The following is a 17,930-nucleotide window of genomic DNA, read 5'->3' as shown; positions in this document are numbered from 1 at the left end:
CTATTTGATATTAAAGCGTTTGAAGAGCACATTTACAATTGCCAGCAGGAATCCAAGTGCAATGAATGCTCCCGGTGGCAGTGCAAATAGCGCCATCGGTTCATAGCTCGATCCAAATAAGTGAATAGCGCTTGCCGGATCCGGACCAAGGATTGTGCCCTGACCGATAACCTCACGAACAGTCGAGAGAATAACCAGCGCTAAAGTTAATCCGATACCCATGCCGATGCCGTCCATAAGCGAACGTAATACCGGCCTCTTGCTGGCAAAGGCTTCAGCTCTGCCCAGGATAATACAGTTAACCACAATTAGCGGAACAAATACACCAAGCGCATCATATAATACTGGTTGAAAAGCCTTTAGGACCATCTCAATGATTGTTACGAAGGTTGCAATAATTACAATAAAACAGGGAATACGCACCTGCGGCGGTATGTAATTGCGAAGAAGCGAAACCACCAGATTGGAACAGATCAAAACAGCAGTAGCAGCAAGCCCCATCCCAAACCCGTTGACAATGAATGCAGTAACTCCCAATACCGGGCACATACCGAGCAGCATTACGAATACAGGATTTTCTTTGACAATACCCCTGGTTAGATCCTGTAGATAAGGATTACTCGATTTCATCAGTTGCCGTCACCTCCAGTACCATCTTGCAATGCCCCGATCAGGGCATTTCTAACAGCATTGACAATACCTCGTGCAGAATTAGTTGCACCGGTAATAATATCTACATCAAGGGTTTGCTCTTCAATTATTCTTTCCGGAACGAGAGGATTGGACTGAACAAAATATTCAGCGGTTTCCTCATGATTGATTATGCTAATGGAGATTACTTCCCCTCCGGATACTTCAACTTCTACCACTATCGGACTTAAAAAGCCTTCAGCGGTGCCTTCATAAACTCCGTCAGGAACTTCAGAAAAATCAACAGCGACCGGCTCATCTTCCACCTCTTCCACATCACCACTGTCAATTCCGAGAGCACCGAGGAGCGCATTGATAACAGCATTCAATATTCCTTCAGAACTTACAGTTGCTCCGGTTCTGATATCAATATCAAAATCCTGGGCTTCAATAATCCTTTCAGCGATAAGTGGATAAGCTTCAATAAAGTAAGTCGGAGTATCTTCGTGTTCAAGCACCTCTATCCGCGTGATAGCTCCCCCGGAAACTTCCACTTCAACGACAATCAGTCCCATTAAACCGGGTGCAGATCCCTCATAAACTCCATCAGGAACTTCAGAAATCTCTACGGTAACTGCTTCTATGCCCAGATAATTCTCAGCCACAACACCGACGACACGCCGGATTGAATTAATCATTGCCGAAGAACTGACCGTAGCGCCGCTAACGCTGTCTACATCTTCTCCTGCAGCGATCGGGTCTTCATAAGATTTTCCTTTAAACTGCTCCTGGAAAGCTTCAGTTTCAATTACATCTCCGATTCCCGGAGTTTCCGAATGGGATACAATTCTGATTCCGACTACTTCGCCGGATTGATTTATTGCCAGGTTGTACGTAATATCACCGTCATAACCCTGCTGTTTAATTGTACCCATTACCCCCAGCAGCTGACCTGAAACATCATAAACCATGTCGTAAGCATCTGCTTCCAGAACTTCCGTCTCAAAAGTATCTATATCCGGGAAAAAGGCTTCCAGAGTCTCCAGATACTCTCTTTCCTGTCTTTCCGTTATTATAGGCTCGGTAAGGTTGAACAAACCAGTTAAAAGCAGGGCTGACACTATTCCGACAAGAGCCAGAGTTAACGATAACCTTAATATATTACGCACTTTTCTTCACCCCCCCAAATTGCCTGGGAACTGTAAAATTATCAATAATCGGGGTAACCGCATTCATGATCAGAATAGCAAATGTTACACCTTCCGGCATAGTTCCCCAGACTCTGATCAACATTGTGATCAATCCACAGCCTATGCCGAAAATCAACCTGCCCCTGGGCGTAACCGGTGAGGTAACCATATCGGTCGCCATGAACAGCGCTCCGAGCATGACCCCTCCGGCCAGCACATGAAAGAGCCCGGTTAAAAAGTTATTCTCGTAAAAACCGCCGCCCAGTAGTACTCCCAGAATAAAAACGGTTCCGAGGTAACCGCCGGGTATACGCCAGTCAATATGTCCCTTGTAAAATAACCACAAGCCACCGATCAAAAGGGCCAGGGCTGATGTTTCTCCCAGACAGCCGGCCACATTACCAACAAAGAGCTGAGTAAGACTAACTGCCAAAGCTTCTTCCTGACCGGCAAGTGGGGTTGCCATTGTTACAGCCGAAATATCGGCTCCAAAGGCAAATGGTTGTGGCTGCGGCCAAATACGTCCGACCATATGCCCTCCCCATGAAACAACAAGAATTGCCCTGCCGACCAAAGCGGGATTAAAAATATTATAACCAATCCCTCCAAAAACCTGTTTGCCAATAATTATCGCTGCTGCAGCACCGATCACCACCAGCCACCACGGGGGAGCCGGGGGAAGAGTCATTGCCAGCAGTAATCCGGTTACAGCTGCGCTGCCATCACTGAAAATATCACGTTTGCGCAGCCAGATCGCTTCCACCAGCATCGCTGTAACTACCGAAATAATCATGGTCAGAAGAGCTTTATACCCGAATAGCAGCACCGACATGAGGGCTACCGGAAAAAGAGCAATTAAAACATCAGTCATAACACTCTGTACTGACTCAATAGTCCGTATATGCGGAGAAGATGAAACTAACATTTTCTTTTCCATATTCATCACTTCCCTCCCTTACTCAGCCTTTACTTTTTTTTTGCTTTCAAGATTTCCGCCTTGGCAATCCTTATCCATTGCGTCAAAGGAATTTTGGAAGGACAGACGTAAGAACAACAGCCACATTCAAAACAATCAAGGGCATAAATTTTCTCCGCCTTTTTATAAAGCTTATTTTCAGCCAATTTGGCAATTTCTGTCGGCAACAGTTGAACCGGACAAGCATCGATACACTTGGCACAGCGAATGCAGGGACTGCTTTCAGCAATGTAAATGTCCTGGTCTGTCAGGGCGAGAATTCCTGAAGTTCCCTTGATAACAGGAATATCAGGATCAGGCTGGGCTAATCCCATCATCGGGCCGCCAATTATCAATTTTTGGGTTGTTTCTTTCAAGCCTCCACAAACTTCCAGAACATCACTGACCAGGGTTCCGATCCTGATCAGAAGGTTCGAGGGTCGATTAACACCTGAGCCTGTTACGGTTACGACCCTTTCTATCAGAGGCTTTCCTTCCCGGATAGCTTCAGCAACAGCTACAGCTGTCCCTACATTATGATTTACAACACCAATATCAAGAGGTAATCCTCCGGAAGGGACTTTCCGTCCGGTAGTAACGTTTATCAGCATCTTCTCGGCACCCTGCGGGTATTTAGTGTGTAGCCGGGCAACAGTTATATTGTTTTCTCCTGAGATTGCCTGCTCCATTACCCTTATAGCATCGCTCTTATTGTCTTCTATGCCGATAACAGCTTTTTCAGCACCCAGCGCTTTTAAAATTGCTTTCAGTCCGAAAACTATCTCCTCAGGTTTTTCCAGCATTACCCTATGGTCAGCTGTAAGATATGGCTCACATTCAGCTCCATTAATAATTACCAGATCAATAGGTTTTTCTGCAGGTGGAGATAATTTGACATGAGCTGGGAAAGTTGCACCACCAAGCCCGACAATTCCTGCTTCACGAACAAGTTTACGGATATCATCAGAAGAAAGATCATCCAGATCGCCGGCAGGGTTTATCGTCTCATCCCATTCATCCTGACCGTCCGATTCTATGGTTATTGCCTGAACCGGTCTTCCCAGGGGATGATTAAAAAGACCGATCTCCGTTATTGTACCCGATACCGTGGCATGAATCGGCGCCGAAACAAAACCGCTGCTATCAGCAATCTTCTGCCCCAGCTTAACATGGGTGCCGACTTCGATATTATCCAGCGGTTCACAGGGTGCACCGATATGTTGTTGTAAAGGTATTACCACCTTGGAGGGCGGCTTCATCGCAATTACTGCCATGGTCGCAGTAATTTCTTTATGATAACCCGGATGAACGCCTCCCTTAAATCCAGTGCTGCTCATAAAATTAGTTCACCCTTTCCTGGTATTGATTGATGTGGTTAAGTTATGAAAAAATGCAAACGCCTATAAAAGTTTCGTTAAATCTCTTTAAAGTCCTGCATATAACTTTCTTTTTATCAGTTATCACTTTTAAGCCAGCTTGCCCTGGCATCGCTTACTGTATACAAAGAACCGGTTACAAGAACAGCATCATCTTCGCCGGCAAGATCAAGTGCTTTTCGCAATGCTTCACCGTGCTCCCAAATGACCTGGTATTCTTTTTGCATGTTCAGTGTATTTACAGCAATGTCGGCAATAGTCTGTGGATCTGCCGCCCTTGTTAAAACCGGGCGGGTAAAGACAATTACATCGGCAATAGGAATAAGGTACTCGAGCATCGCTTTGATATCTTTATCGGCCATCATTCCAATCACCAGAATAAGTCGCTTGAACTTGAAGTAAGCAGTAATGTCTGAAGCAAGTTCCTTCACTGCCGCCGGGTTATGCGCACCATCCATAATAAGAAGAGGGTTTCTGCGAAGCACTTCCAACCTTCCCGGCCAGGATGTTTCAGCTAAACCTTTGTATATCGCCTCACTTTCCACTTGATACCCTGCCCTGCCCAGTAATTCAATGGCTGCCAGCGCGGTAGCTGCATTGATCACCTGGTAAGAACCGCGTAGAGTGACAAACAGGTTATCCAGAGAGAGATCAACCCCACTATAATCAAAAAACTGTCCTTCTTCTGTAATTTCTCTCAGGTGAGCAGATAGAGTAATCTCAGATTCCGGTTTTCCATCTAATACAGGGTTAACGACATAGTAAGGAGCATTAACCTGCCGGCAGCGTTCCTCCAGGATCCTAACTACCGCCGGGTCATCTGAAGCAGTTATTAGCGGCCTATTCTCTTTAATTATTCCGGCTTTCTCTATCGCGATTTTTTCAACCGTATCGCCTAGAATATCTGTATGTTCCAGGCTAACATTGGTAATTATACTTAGCAGGGGATTAACAACATTGGTTGCATCAAGTCTGCCGCCCAAACCTACTTCGAGGACTACCATGTCCACATCTCTCTGGGCAAAATAGGTAAACGCTATGGCTGTAACCACTTCAAACTCTGTCATTTGACCGAGCCCGGGGTTTTTCTTTATTTCTTCAACCAGGGGACGGATACGATTCACAATATTAACAAGCTCAGACCGGGCTACGTCAGCGCCGTTAACGGCCATCCGGTTGGTAAAGGAAAGAAGGTAAGGTGACGTGTACAACCCGACAGAATACCCTGCTGATCGTAAAATAGAAGCCAGCATGGCAGCAGTCGACCCCTTGCCATTTGTTCCGCCGATATGGATAAACTTGATTTTGTGGTGGGGATTATCAAGGAGATTTAGCAATGCCGTTATTCTTTCCAGGCCCGGCTTAATACCAAATCGGCCCAGCCCATGAATCCAATCCAATGATTCCTGATATATTAACTCCAGATCATCCATCTGTTAGTTTAGCTCCTGTAAACGCTGCTGTAACTTAACAATTCTGATTTCCTGCTCTTTCCTTCGGGCTTTTTCTTTTTCTATAACTTCAGTTGGCGCCTTGTCGATGAAGCCTTTACTATTAAGTTTGCCTTCAGTTTTTAATATTTCTTTTTGTAACTGGACAACTTCTTTCTCCAGGCGGGATACTTCGGCATCAAGGTCGATTACCCCTTTAAGAGGCAGGTAAACCTCTATTCCATCACCGATAATCGACGTCAGTGCCTGAGCAGGTTTAGCAGCGGCCGGATCTATTTCCAGCGGCTCAGCAAATGCAAGGCGGTTAATATGATGGCTCTCCTCCCTGAAACAGGCGGCGGCATTACCTCCTGCACGAACCAGGACGGCAGTTTTTATGCCAGGGGGAATTTGAACCTGACTGCGAAGATTTCTGATGGCCCTGATCAACTCCTGAAGTAGTATAACTTCACTGCTTTCTTTGCTAAAGCAAATTTTAGGTTCCGGCTTAGGCCATGCCCCCACAACCAGGGCTTTCTCGGCCCGTTCGGGAAGCTGCTGCCATATTTCCTCGGAAATATGCGGCATAAAGGGATGCAGCAGACGCATTACCCCATCCAGAAGATAAACCAGTAGGCTACGAATGCGAGCTTTATCCTCCCGTATACTCTTATCCTTACCCTTTCGGTAAAGGAAATGTTTGCTTATTTCAACATACCAGTCACAAAAATCATTCCAGAGGTACTCGTAGATAAGGCGTGCAGCTTCGCCCAGCTCATATTTTTCCAGTAGCCCTGTAACCTTCTGAACTGTCTCGTTGTACCGGTGCAGAATCCACCGGTCTGTGCGGTTTAAATCAACGGGTAGCTGGAGAGGATTAAAACATTTAAACATTAATTCTTCTTCACCCTCATCATAAAGATTCATCAGAACGAAGCGGGAAGCGTTCCATATTTTGTTGGCAAAATTACGTCCTGCTTCAACACTTTCCTGTCTGAATCGCTGATCATTTCCCGGTGCCTGCCCCGTTACAAGGGTAAACCTCAGTGTATCGGCACCATAATTTTCAATTACATCAAGGGGATCTATTCCATTTCCCAGCGATTTGCTCATTTTCCTGCCCAGCGCATCGCGAACCAGGCCGGTGATATAAACTGTATGAAAGGGAATCTCCTTCATGAACTCCAAACCCATAAACATCATCCGGGCAACCCAGAAATAAATAATATCATAGGCTGTAACCAGAACGCTGGTAGGATAAAAATGTTCTAAATCCGGCGTTTGTTCCGGCCATCCCATGGTAGAAAATGGCCAAAGAGCTGAACTGAACCATGTATCGAGCACATCTGGGTCCTGTTCAAGAGTACCATTGCCACATTGGGGGCATTTTACCGGATCTTCGTAAGAAACAATGATTTCACCACATGAGCAGTACCAGGCCGGGATCCGGTGACCCCACCATATTTGGCGTGAAATGCACCAGTCACGGATATTTTCAACCCAATTCTGATAAATGCGGGTGAACCGGGGAGGTACAAATTGGGTCCGGCCATCCTTAACCGCTTCCAGAGCAGGTTGGGCCAGAGGTTTCATTTTAACAAACCACTGGCGGGATATTAAAGGTTCAACTACAGTATTGCAGCGCTGGCAATGTCCGACCGAGTGTTGATGCTCTTCAATCTTTTCGATCAAACCCTGTTTTTCCAGATCCTCTACAACTTTTTTACGGCTCTCATAGCGATCAAGGCCAGCATAAATCCCGGCTGCCTCTGTCATCTTCGCTTCTTCATCAATAATTTTTATAACTTCAAGATCATGTCTCTGTCCAATTTCGAAGTCATTGGGATCATGGCCCGGTGTTACCTTAACCGCACCGCTTCCAAACTCCGGATCAACATATTCATCGGCAACAATTGGTATTTCACGGTTTAAAAGTGGCAGAATTACAGTCTTGCCAACCAACTTTATATAACGATGATCATCAGGGTGAACGGCTACGCCCGTATCACCCAGCATTGTTTCAGGTCGGGTTGTTGCTACTGTTATGAAACCGCTGCCATCAGACAAGGGATAACGGATGTGGGTTAGTGAGGAGCACTCATCTTCGTGTTCAACCTCAATATCGGATAAAGCAGTATGACAACGAGGACACCAGTTGATCATGTAATCGCCGCGATAGATTAAACCAGCGTGATAAAGATCAACAAATACCTTTCTAACTGCCCGGGAACAGCCTTCGTCCATGGTAAACCGCTCGCGGGACCAGTCGCAGGAAACACCAAGACGATAAAGCTGCCTGGTGATCCTTTCGTGATACGTATCTTTCCACTGCCAGACTCTCTCTATGAAGGCTCCTCTTCCCAGTTCACGGCTCTCTATGCCTTCTTCAGCCAAATGCTTTTCAACTACATTCTGGGTGGCGATTCCGGCATGATCACACCCGGGAATCCATAATGCATCATAGCCCTGCATCCTCCGCCAGCGGATAAGTATATCCTGAACAGTATTATTCAGTGCGTGTCCCATATGCAGTGATCCTGTTACGTTTGGTGGAGGTATTACTATTGTAAAGGGCTCTTTTGTTGTATCACGGACAGCTTTGAAATATTCACCATCAAGCCAAAATTGATATCTCTTCATTTCGACTTCAGAGGGATCATATACCGGCGGCAGCATTTTTTCAGACATAAATTCACCTCAAATGAATGATCTTATAAATATTATTATTTCACAGCTTGAAAGTCAATGCCAGTGGTTACTTTTTAATCTCCCAGTACAGGGCATTGATAAACTGCTTGATGTTAACCCTGGTCTTTGAAGGGGTTTGGGGGGGGTGTTCCAGTTCTTTCATCTTAAGTCTCAGTTCATTAAAATCAAAAAACTTCGGGCCGTAACGTTCAAAAAGCGGATTATTATAATCTTCTATGCCGAGCGCGGCCATATGATCCATGGCGTGTTTTATAGCTCGCCTTACCCGCTGTTCTATAGCGCGGGCATCAGTCTGCTTATCTTCTTCCAGCAGGTACTTATCCTGAATGGCCTGATAGAGCTCCTTTAAATGCCTGTAGTCACCTAGGTACTGGTCCGTGTCAGGCACCGTATGAAGGAAGAGAGCAATTTGGATCAAATCATGACTTCCCGGTTCACCAATCAGGCCGAGATCTGATAGTACTTCCCTGGCCCGCCCCCTGATTGTTTCATGGTCCATTATCCGGCTTGATTTTACATTAACAGTTCTTCTCAAACTGCCAATATGGTCCAATGCTGCCAGGGAGTCGCGCATCTGTTCAAATGAACGCTCCATGCGAATTCTTTCAGTAACATTTTTTATAACTGAAATTACTTCTACCTTGTTAATCGGTTTATTAATATAAAATTCAATACCGGCGGCATAAGCCTGGGCAACTATCTCTTTCTTTTCAACCTGTGAAATCATAATTATCTTACCCCGGTAATTTCTACTTTTCAGCTGCTCAACAATTTCTATACCATCTTTACCAGGCATCAGGAGATCAACGATGAGCACTTCGGGTTGGTGATAAATAATTGTTCCAACGACATTTCCATGTCCATCCGGAAGTTCGCCGATTACCTCCCCGAGATTTTCATCCTCAATTACCCGGGCCAGAATGCTGCGGCAGGCAGGATCATCTTCAATAATAAAAAAAGTAAAATCCATACTAACCTCCGGTAAGACTTGAAACAGGGATCATTATGGTAAAACATTTTTCCTGCTTCTTTTCCCTGAAAAAGACACGACCGTTGAAGTTTTCAACCAAACCTTTCACATAGGCCAGTCCGATCCCGGTCGATGGAACGCCTTCAGGGGAAAATTTAGTTGTAAATCCGGGTTCAAATATCAGGTTACGATCACCTTCCCTGATGGGAATACCGTTATCGCTGACATCTATTCGCAATATACCGCTTCTATGTCTGGCTTTCAGGCGAATTTCACCTTCCTGCTCTATAGCCTCAATAGCATTTGAAACCAGGTTGTTAAGTATAGCCAGCAGAGGGTAGATCTGGATAACATCCATATCTTCTTCAATGCGCAGCTTGAACTGGATCTTCTTTTCAAGACTCTGGCTGTAGTTGCGGTTAGTTTTTATGACGAGATCCAGTATTTCAGAAAGATTCAGGATCGGTTTTTCTTGCCGGATTTTAATTACTTCTCCAAGACCGGCCAGGATTCGAATAGTATCCTTTTTTACTTCATGAACTTCCTCAGCTATTTCAAGAGCAGCTTTTTCCAGGGTGCGTTCGGCGAGCTTTAGTTCCTTGAGTTGTTTATGTAAATTATAGCTTTTAGCCATGATATTTTCAATATTTTCCATTGATTTCTGCATGTAAAAGAGCTCATCATAGAGTTCGGAAGCAACCAGCAGCATTTTTTCATAACTTACCCGCTGCTGCTCATCAAGAACCATTGTCTTTTGAAATTGACTGATGTCAATTAGACTTATAACTAAAAATACCTGAACTGCAGACATGAGAATCAATATGATAATGTTTCCTCCGGTAAATATCTCGCCGGAAGGCACCCTTACCAGCGCTTCGGAAAGAGTTGACACAGTCACAGCTCCGCCAAGGAAAAGTACCAGGGGCAGGGTAAACGTCCGCTCTCCCTGCCTGTACCCTCCGAGTCTGAGGATAAATGAGAGGATTAAAAAATATACAACACCGGAATATTGGTGAGCCATCATGAAGTTAAAATATTCTCGCGGAATCCAGAAAAAATAATCAAGTCCCACTCTTAGTAACAGCGTGGATAAAGCAACCAGAATAGTGGTGGGAATAATCAGGAGTTGATTAAGGCTGAGGATTGCATAAATAAATACAACCGTTCCGATGGAAAAACGAAAAGGTCCGATATCGGTAACAATAAAAAGTTCTGTCGCAATAACCGTGACAATTACGACCAGGAAGACTCTCTTATTGAGGGGCTTGAGCAGATATTCCGATATTATCCCCCGAGCCTTTTTCAAAAAGCTGGTAACCCAAATCGAAGGCTTTTTGATTGAGTTCACCACTTCCTTTAGGTGCAAGTTTAAAGATACTCTGACTAAACACATCACGGTTGACCAGCCCTGCTGCCGCATTAATAACACCGAGTGCCATCATGTTGGCCACCACTTCTTTTCCAAGCTCTTCCCGGGCCATCCGGGTAATCGGAAATGACATGACATTATATTCTTCGCGAAAAGGTCCGCTGACAAACGTGGAATCGACAATAACAATACAACCGGGTTTAATCTTCGGGAGGTATTTATTGAAGGAAGCCTGATTCATACATAGCAGGACAGTCGGATTTGTCACTTTAGGGTATTCAATCGTATCTACATCGATAATTACCCCGGCCATACTGGCCCCACCCCTTGCTTCAGGGCCGTATGACTGCGTCTGCACAACATTTTTATTATCATTAACCGCCGCTTCTGCAAGCACGATGGAAGCAAGGATCAAACCCTGTCCTCCCGCGCCGGTCAGTAATATCTCCTGCCTGTTACTCAAAGGATAACCCCCCGTCTCTAATTTACGGTCTTTTCGATAGAACGGTAGTATTCTTCGGAGTATTCAGGTGCATCCAAAGTGTAGATAACCCCGGTGACTGTTTTCTCTTCAAGTTCAGTATCTGCCATCTGAAAAGATCTCTCCACAGATATACTCTTCTCTTTCATATCCCGAAGCATATCTACTGCAGTTCCCAATTTATTTCGTCTGCCATAGGCTATCGGGCAGGGAGATAGCGCTTCGATAACTGAAAACCCTTTGTGGTTAGCCCCCCGCAGGATGAGCTGCTCAAGCTGACGTGGTTGGGCTGCTGTTGCCCTGGCTCCAAAGGTTGCGCCTGCACCTTTTGCCAGTTCCAGTAGATCAAAAGCCCTTTCCAGAGTTCCCCGGGGCGCAGTAGTTGCTTTTTTGCCCCTGGGGGTAAGCGGAGAATGCTGGCCACCGGTCATGCCATATATGTAGTTATTAATGATTACTGCATTTAGATCTATATTCCTCCTGGCAGCATGGATAAAGTGATTACCACCGATTGCGCTGCAATCTCCATCACCCATAATAACAAATATTTTCAACTCCGGTCTGGACATCTTCAGCCCTGTGGCAAATGCCAGGGCTCTGCCGTGTGTTGTGTGCAACGTATTAAAGTTAAGGTAACCGGCCGCTCTCGAAGAACAGCCGATACCGGAAACGATAACTACATCGCTCTGGTCATAACCTGCCCTCTCAATAGCCCGGACCAAAGCGGCAGTTACAATCCCGTTGCCGCAGCCGGGACACCAGATATGTGGTAATTTTTGTGATCTTAAAAAATCCCTGGTTAACTGTTCGATTAGAGCCACCTCCCAATCTCATTCAATATTTGTTCAGGAGTTATCATTTCCCCGTCATAGCGGTTCAATGGAACAATTTTTGCTTTTCCACAGGCATATCTTTCCACCTCACCGATGATCTGTCCCATGTTCATTTCCGGAACGATTATCACATCGGCCTGATTTGCCAGGGCTTCGACTTCGCGGGCCGGGAAGGGCCAGATAGTTTGCATACTTAAGAGCCCAACCGGTAAACGTTCCTGCCAGTAAGCTTTCTTAACCACCGCTCTTGCCGACCGAACTGTACAGCCATAGGTAATAATTGCTACCCTGGGTTCCTTATGCCCGATATAGTTTGTCAGAATTATTTCATCTCTGTATTTTTCAAGTTTTCCGTGGATGCGATCAAGAGCGCGCTCTACCTGAATGGGATCGCCTGTAGGGAAGCCATATTGATCATGGAATAATCCTGTTACGTGATAGAAATGGCCAAAACCAAATGGAACCAGGGGAGTTAATCCTTTTTCGTCATAAGGTTTCCAATCGGATGGCACTTTATCGCTTGATCTTTCAACCATTAATTTTCCGGCTTCCGGGATAAGAACTTTTTCCCTCATATGCCCGATTACCTCATCGAGGAGCATGATCACCGGTTGTCTCAGCTTCTGGCTTAAATTAACCGCTGCAATTGTCAGATAAAATGTTTCATAAACTGATGCCGGAGAAAAAACAATAATGGGGTGATCACCATGGGTCCCCCACCTTGCCTGCATCACATCACCCTGGGCCGGTGCAGTGGGCACACCGGTACTTGGCCCCATACGCTGGACATTTACCACTACGCATGGTATTTCAGCCATGATGGCATATCCCAGGTTTTCCTGTTTCAAAGAAAAACCGGGACCACTGGTCGCGGTTAAAGAGCGCATGCCTCCGATGGAAGCTCCAATAACAGCTGCCATGCTGGCAATCTCATCTTCCATCTGGATAAAAACGCCACCGATTTCAGGCAGCTTGGATGCCATGTGTTCGGCTACTTCAGTTGATGGAGTAATCGGGTAGCCGGCATAAAACCGGACTCCCGCACTTATCGCACCTTCAGCACAGGCTTCATTACCTTGCATCAGGACCGGTTTGATCTCCGGCATTATCAGGCCTCCCTTGCTTGATCAACGAAATAGCAAAATCTGGGCAAAACATTTCACAAACACCGCAGGCTCTGCACTTCTGATTATCCTTTACCGCCTTTTCCATTTCATCCAAAAAAAGAGCCTCTCTTGGACAGAAGGCTATGCAGATTCCACACCCTTTACACCATTCCCGGTTGATTGTTAACAGGGCATTGGTTACCGGACTTTCCATGCGAACCAAAAATGATCTCCCCCTTACAGGATTGTCAAATAAATTAGAAGTCATTCTAATTGATTCTAAACTTCAGCCTACCAGAAGTGACAGAAAGATACCAAAAAACATGTTGTTTATTTCATCTGCCACCAGAAATTTATTTTCGCTGCTAGTTTCTGCTTTTCAAAATCATTGATATGCCCTTTTTACCATCCATCTTTACCACCAGTGGTTCACTACAACTGAAATGGGCAGTATACGCTCTCATTTCCTGCGGCTCCTGTGACTTAATCCACTGCCAATCAATAAAATCTGTTTTCGAATCATAGGAAATGTTAAAATATCCAACATTCATTGCAATCAAGTTATGGAAAAAGTGAGTTCCCTGTGACGGTTCAATATTGAAATCTTTTATACCAGCCTCAACAATAACCTGGGCCTGAGATATCTGTCCCCAGTTAACCGGAATTCCCAGAGAGCGATCCCTCGAACCCCACCTACCCGGACCAATAAGGATGTAGCGCCTGTTTTCATCTTTCATTTTTTGGTTAAAATACTCAATCTCTTTTTCTATATCAGCTGTCCGTGTTTTATCAAACCGTTCCGGATCAACCACAACCAGGTCGTAAAGATTATCGACAATTCCGTGTCCCATGCCCTCGTTTGTAAAAAGTATAAGGTCTTCTTTGCGGGCTGCTTCAAGGTTAAGGTTCATATCCTCAGTGTTGACTGTCAAAGGTCTCACCTGAAGAAAATAAAAGGACGGCTTTTCTCCGGATTTTCTATTTTTAGTCAGATCCACAGCAAATTCAATTTCAACAGGCACTCCGAAAGCAACTTCTGATACATCCAGAATATCAACCAGAATTTTAGCCAGGGGAAAGGCTTCGTATTTGAGGATATTAGAAAAATTAACCACTCGTGGTCCGGGCAGTGAAAGACCATCATCAATCCTGTTGTTCTCCGCGTCCCAGACAGAAGCCAGATGGGTTAGATTTTTATGTTCTTCAACAGTTTTAATGGGCAGCATGGCAAGGGTTAATAAATCACCATTGGAAAAAACCTGTTCATTCCGGTGCATATCGAGAGCATAAATTTCAGTCTGGGAATAGCGGACCTGATCCTCTATGGGAAAAAAGTTCATATCGGGATAACGGGGACAAAAACGATAATTTCGGCCACCTTCTACTATGGAATGGCCCAGGCCAACAGCCAGCATTGACACCCCGTCATGGTGTTTTAAATGCGAAGTAGGATAAAAGTTGTATGATTGAGCTACACCGGAAATATGCGGATAGTAGAATCCATCGTTCTCCCTGCCGACAATCTCCTGGATCACAACAGCCATTTTTTCTTCCTCCAGGCGATATCGAAGACTTTCAATATAACTTTTTGCATTCTGGTGGTATACAGAAGCATAAACAAGTTTAATAGCCATCATCAGCTGTTCGAGCCGTACTGTTTTTGACATATGATTATTCGGAAGCATGAAAGTGTCATAAATACCGGCAAATGGTTGTGATTGAGAGTCTTCAAGGAGTCCGGATGACCGCACTGCCAGCGGTTTTTCAATAACATCGAGAAGATCAGACAGTTTTCCCTTCAAGGTCTCGGTCAGTTCACCTTTTAGAAACTGGCGCTGGATCAGCTGATCGTCATCAGAGGACATAAGGCTACGTAAACCGTTTCTTTCAATAAAGAGGTCATACTCGTCGGTCCCGATTATAACCGTTTTTGGAATCTTTATTTCTACATTTTCATCGTGCCTGTCAAGCTCGATAATTGTAAAAAGGCTGTTAAAAAATGCAATCCCCCGGCCTTTGCCGCCCAGAGAACCTTCGGTTAATTTCACTATCTGGTTTTCCATGGAGAGGGAATTTTTTTCAAATTCGATTACCTTGCCTTTCCGGCGATCATTTCTTGTTTTATTGAAAACATCAACCAAAAATTGACGGTGGGCGTCAGTATCCGGAAAATCAGTGCCTTTTACAGGCTTGATTTTTCGGGCAACCTGTATTTCTCCATGAGCAATTAACCATGCAGAAAAATGATTTCGTTTGCTATGATATAGTAATGACTCTTTAGGGATTTGGGTTATTTTATTTTCCAGATCGGCAAGTGATGTAGCCCTTCCAATCTCTTCCCCCTTTTCATTCCTGAATATGAAATCACCGAAACCAAGGTTATTCAGAATAAAACTTTTTAGTTCATACAGCAGGTTAGGTGAGTATTTGTGTATAAAATGCACCTGCATCGACTCAGCAATCTCTTTGTCAACTATCTCCGATGATTGGAGCAAAATCGGTATATCCCATTTTTCGTCTTTTAAAGTTCTGGTTAGCTCTATACCGGCTTCACAGTTAATATCCCCATCTTTCTCGTAACGGACATCAGAGATTATGCAGAGCATAAATTCTTTATACTGACTGCAAATATCCATAGCCTCTTCATAATTACGGGCGCATAGTACTTTCGGCCTTGCTCTCATCCGGTAGTATTTCTGGGCATCATTTAACTCTTCAGAAATTAATCTCTGGGTTTGGATCATTATCTCGGTATAAAGAGTAGGCAGGTAAATTGAATAAAAACTAACCGAATCTTCTACAAGAAGAATAACCCTGACAAGGCCGTTTCTTGTATCGTATTCGACATTTTTTCTATCTTCGATGTATTTGATCATGGCCAAAATCAGCTTGGAGTCTCCGTTCCAGAGAAATACGTTGTCAAAGCAGTCCATTTCGTCCCGTTTTCCGGATACAATACTGAGATCGGCTTTATTGGTTAACAGCAGCAGTATGGGGATATCAGGGTGTTTTTCTTTGATCTGCTTTCCCAGTTCAAAAGCTGATAAACCGGAAATACGCATGGTGGTTATTATCAGATCAAAATGCTGTTCTTCCAACTTACTTAAAGCATCTTCTGTTGTTGGCACATTGGTTATTCTCGGTATGGTAGTGAGCTTCAATTCGTGGTACTCACCAACCAACTGCTGACTGAGACGGGATTCCTGTTCAAATGTGTAGGCATCATAAAGGGTGGAAATCAGCAGTATTTCCCGAACCCTGAACTGCATTAAATCATGAAAGTTATCTTCACCAAACTTAAATTTTGTGTAATAGTAATTTAGTTTTTTTAGATCCATCTTCGAATGTCAACCGCCCGTATTCTCGTTTGCTTGCTTATGACGGATTAAGATTAACATAATATATAATTCCCGGTCAAATTGTTATCAACAAACCGCGCTTATGCGCTCCCCCTGCAAAGAGAAAGCGCATAAGTTTTCAGATATTCTCAGGTAGGTTTTATACAGCGCCCTGATCGATCATTGCATCGGCTACCTTAACAAATCCTGCAATATTAGCCCCTCTTACATAATCAACATAGCCGTCATCTTCCCGGCCGTATTTCACGCACTGGTTGTGAATCGCCACCATGATCTCGTGGAGCCTTCTATCCACTTCTTCACGCGGCCAGGCTATTCTTATGCTGTTCTGAGACATTTCCAAACCGGAAGTTGATACCCCGCCTGCATTTGCTGCTTTTCCGGGAGCATAGAGGATCCTCGCTTTCTGAAAAACCTCCACCCCGGCAGGTGTAGTCGGCATGTTTGCTCCTTCGCCGACAGCAATACAGCCGTTTGCAACAAGTGTTTTTGCATCATTTTCATCAATTTCATTCTGGGTAGCGCAGGGAAAAGCAATGTCACACTTGATGGACCACGGTCTTTGGTTCTCATAATAATCGCATTCAAATTCCTCGGTGCACTCTTTAATCCTTCCCCGCCGGACATTTTTCAGATCCAGTACACAGGAAAGGTCTTCTTTGCTGATACCTTGTTCAGCGCAGATAAACCCGTTTGAATCAGAGAATGTTACCACCCTGGCACCCAGTTCAAGAAGTTTTTCCGCTGTATACTGTGCAACATTGCCGGAGCCGGACACCGTGCATCTTTTACCTTCCAGCGAATCACCCTTACTTTTAAGCATCTCCTGAACAAAGTACACACAACCATAGCCGGTTGCTTCCGGCCGGATCAGGCTGCCACCCCAGTTTAATCCTTTACCGGTTAATACCCCTGTAAACTCATTACGAAGCCTTTTATACTGACCAAACATATAACCTATTTCCCGGCCACCTACCCCGATATCTCCGGCAGGTATATCGGTATTCGGTCCAATGTGCCTGGAAAGCTCAGTCATGAAACTCTGACAGAATCTCATTACTTCATTGTCCGATTTACCTTTGGGGTCAAAATCGGAACCACCCTTGCCACCACCCATGGGCAGAGTTGTCAGTGAATTTTTGAAAACCTGTTCAAAAGCCAGGAATTTAAGGATGCTCAGGTTTACACTCGGGTGAAACCTGATTCCACCTTTATAAGGCCCGATTGCACTGTTCCATTCAATGCGATAACCGCGATTGACCTGGACATCTCCCTTGTCATCTACCCAGGGTACCCTGAAAATAACTATTCTTTCCGGTTCTACCAATCTTTCCAGTATTTTTGCCTTCAGATATTTTGGATTTTCTTCAATTACAGGTAGTATTGATTCAACTACTTCCTCTACTGCCTGGTGAAATTCTACTTCACCAGGATTCCTGCTGATAACATAATTCATAAACTCGTTAATATTCATAAATTGTTTTTCCTCCTTCTAAATAAATATACATTAAAAAGTTACAGA

Annotated in this window: 14 protein-coding genes; all 14 read right to left on the bottom strand. The window is 44.6% G+C overall.

Annotated features, from left to right (window positions below; translation table 11 throughout):
• A complete protein-coding gene (locus tag SCJ97_08115; GenBank protein MDW7740002.1) occupies nucleotides 1-630 on the bottom strand; it encodes an electron transport complex subunit E in 630 nt (209 codons plus the stop codon).
• Nucleotides 630-1,799 carry an FMN-binding protein gene (locus SCJ97_08110; protein ID MDW7740001.1) on the bottom strand — a complete coding sequence of 390 codons (1,170 nt, stop codon included), beginning with the start codon at nucleotides 1,797-1,799 and terminating at the stop codon, nucleotides 630-632. The genes SCJ97_08115 and SCJ97_08110 overlap by 1 nt, the downstream gene beginning before the upstream one ends.
• Nucleotides 1,792-2,757, bottom strand: a complete 966-nt coding sequence (locus SCJ97_08105) for an RnfABCDGE type electron transport complex subunit D (GenBank protein ID MDW7740000.1) — start codon at nucleotides 2,755-2,757, stop codon at nucleotides 1,792-1,794. Before SCJ97_08105 ends, SCJ97_08110 begins: the two co-directional genes overlap by 8 nt.
• A gap of 29 nt (nucleotides 2,758-2,786) precedes the next feature.
• Nucleotides 2,787-4,112, bottom strand: a complete 1,326-nt coding sequence (rsxC, locus tag SCJ97_08100) for an electron transport complex subunit RsxC (GenBank protein MDW7739999.1) — start codon at nucleotides 4,110-4,112, stop codon at nucleotides 2,787-2,789.
• Nucleotides 4,113-4,228: 116 nt separating this feature from the next.
• Entirely contained in the window at nucleotides 4,229-5,584 is a 1,356-nt protein-coding gene (locus SCJ97_08095; protein MDW7739998.1) for a folylpolyglutamate synthase/dihydrofolate synthase family protein, read from the bottom strand.
• Between the two features lie 3 nt (nucleotides 5,585-5,587).
• On the bottom strand, nucleotides 5,588-8,269 hold the full coding sequence (locus tag SCJ97_08090) for a valine--tRNA ligase (protein MDW7739997.1): 2,682 nt from the start codon (nucleotides 8,267-8,269) through the stop codon (nucleotides 5,588-5,590).
• Nucleotides 8,270-8,336: 67 nt separating this feature from the next.
• On the bottom strand, nucleotides 8,337-9,260 hold the full coding sequence (locus tag SCJ97_08085; GenBank protein MDW7739996.1) for a response regulator: 924 nt from the start codon (nucleotides 9,258-9,260) through the stop codon (nucleotides 8,337-8,339).
• Nucleotide 9,261: 1 nt separating this feature from the next.
• Nucleotides 9,262-10,566 carry a sensor histidine kinase gene (locus SCJ97_08080; GenBank protein ID MDW7739995.1) on the bottom strand — a complete coding sequence of 435 codons (1,305 nt, stop codon included), beginning with the start codon at nucleotides 10,564-10,566 and terminating at the stop codon, nucleotides 9,262-9,264.
• The gene (locus SCJ97_08075; GenBank protein ID MDW7739994.1) at nucleotides 10,514-11,092 is read right to left on the bottom strand and encodes a 2-oxoacid:acceptor oxidoreductase family protein; all 579 of its coding nucleotides are present in this window, start codon (nucleotides 11,090-11,092) and stop codon (nucleotides 10,514-10,516) included. The genes SCJ97_08080 and SCJ97_08075 overlap by 53 nt, the downstream gene beginning before the upstream one ends.
• A 17-nt stretch (nucleotides 11,093-11,109) precedes the next feature.
• A complete protein-coding gene (locus tag SCJ97_08070) occupies nucleotides 11,110-11,922 on the bottom strand; it encodes a 2-oxoacid:ferredoxin oxidoreductase subunit beta (GenBank protein MDW7739993.1) in 813 nt (270 codons plus the stop codon).
• A complete protein-coding gene (locus SCJ97_08065; protein ID MDW7739992.1) occupies nucleotides 11,922-13,049 on the bottom strand; it encodes a 2-oxoacid:acceptor oxidoreductase subunit alpha in 1,128 nt (375 codons plus the stop codon). The genes SCJ97_08070 and SCJ97_08065 overlap by 1 nt, the downstream gene beginning before the upstream one ends.
• Nucleotides 13,015-13,317 (bottom strand): 4Fe-4S binding protein, encoded by a 303-nt coding sequence (locus SCJ97_08060; GenBank protein MDW7739991.1) that lies wholly within the window; start codon nucleotides 13,315-13,317, stop codon nucleotides 13,015-13,017. Before SCJ97_08060 ends, SCJ97_08065 begins: the two co-directional genes overlap by 35 nt.
• Nucleotides 13,318-13,414: 97 nt before the next feature.
• On the bottom strand, nucleotides 13,415-16,387 hold the full coding sequence (locus tag SCJ97_08055; protein MDW7739990.1) for a PEP/pyruvate-binding domain-containing protein: 2,973 nt from the start codon (nucleotides 16,385-16,387) through the stop codon (nucleotides 13,415-13,417).
• 160 nt (nucleotides 16,388-16,547) lie between these two features.
• Nucleotides 16,548-17,882: an NADP-specific glutamate dehydrogenase gene (gdhA, locus tag SCJ97_08050; GenBank protein MDW7739989.1), complete on the bottom strand. Its 1,335-nt coding sequence runs from the start codon at nucleotides 17,880-17,882 to the stop codon at nucleotides 16,548-16,550.
• Nucleotides 17,883-17,930 lie beyond the last annotated feature (48 nt).

This window comes from Bacillota bacterium, from assembly GCA_033549065.1.
In the GTDB taxonomy this organism is placed as follows: Bacteria; Bacillota; Dethiobacteria; order DTU022; family DTU022; genus JAWSUE01.
This window is presented reverse-complemented; position numbering and strand designations above follow the sequence as displayed.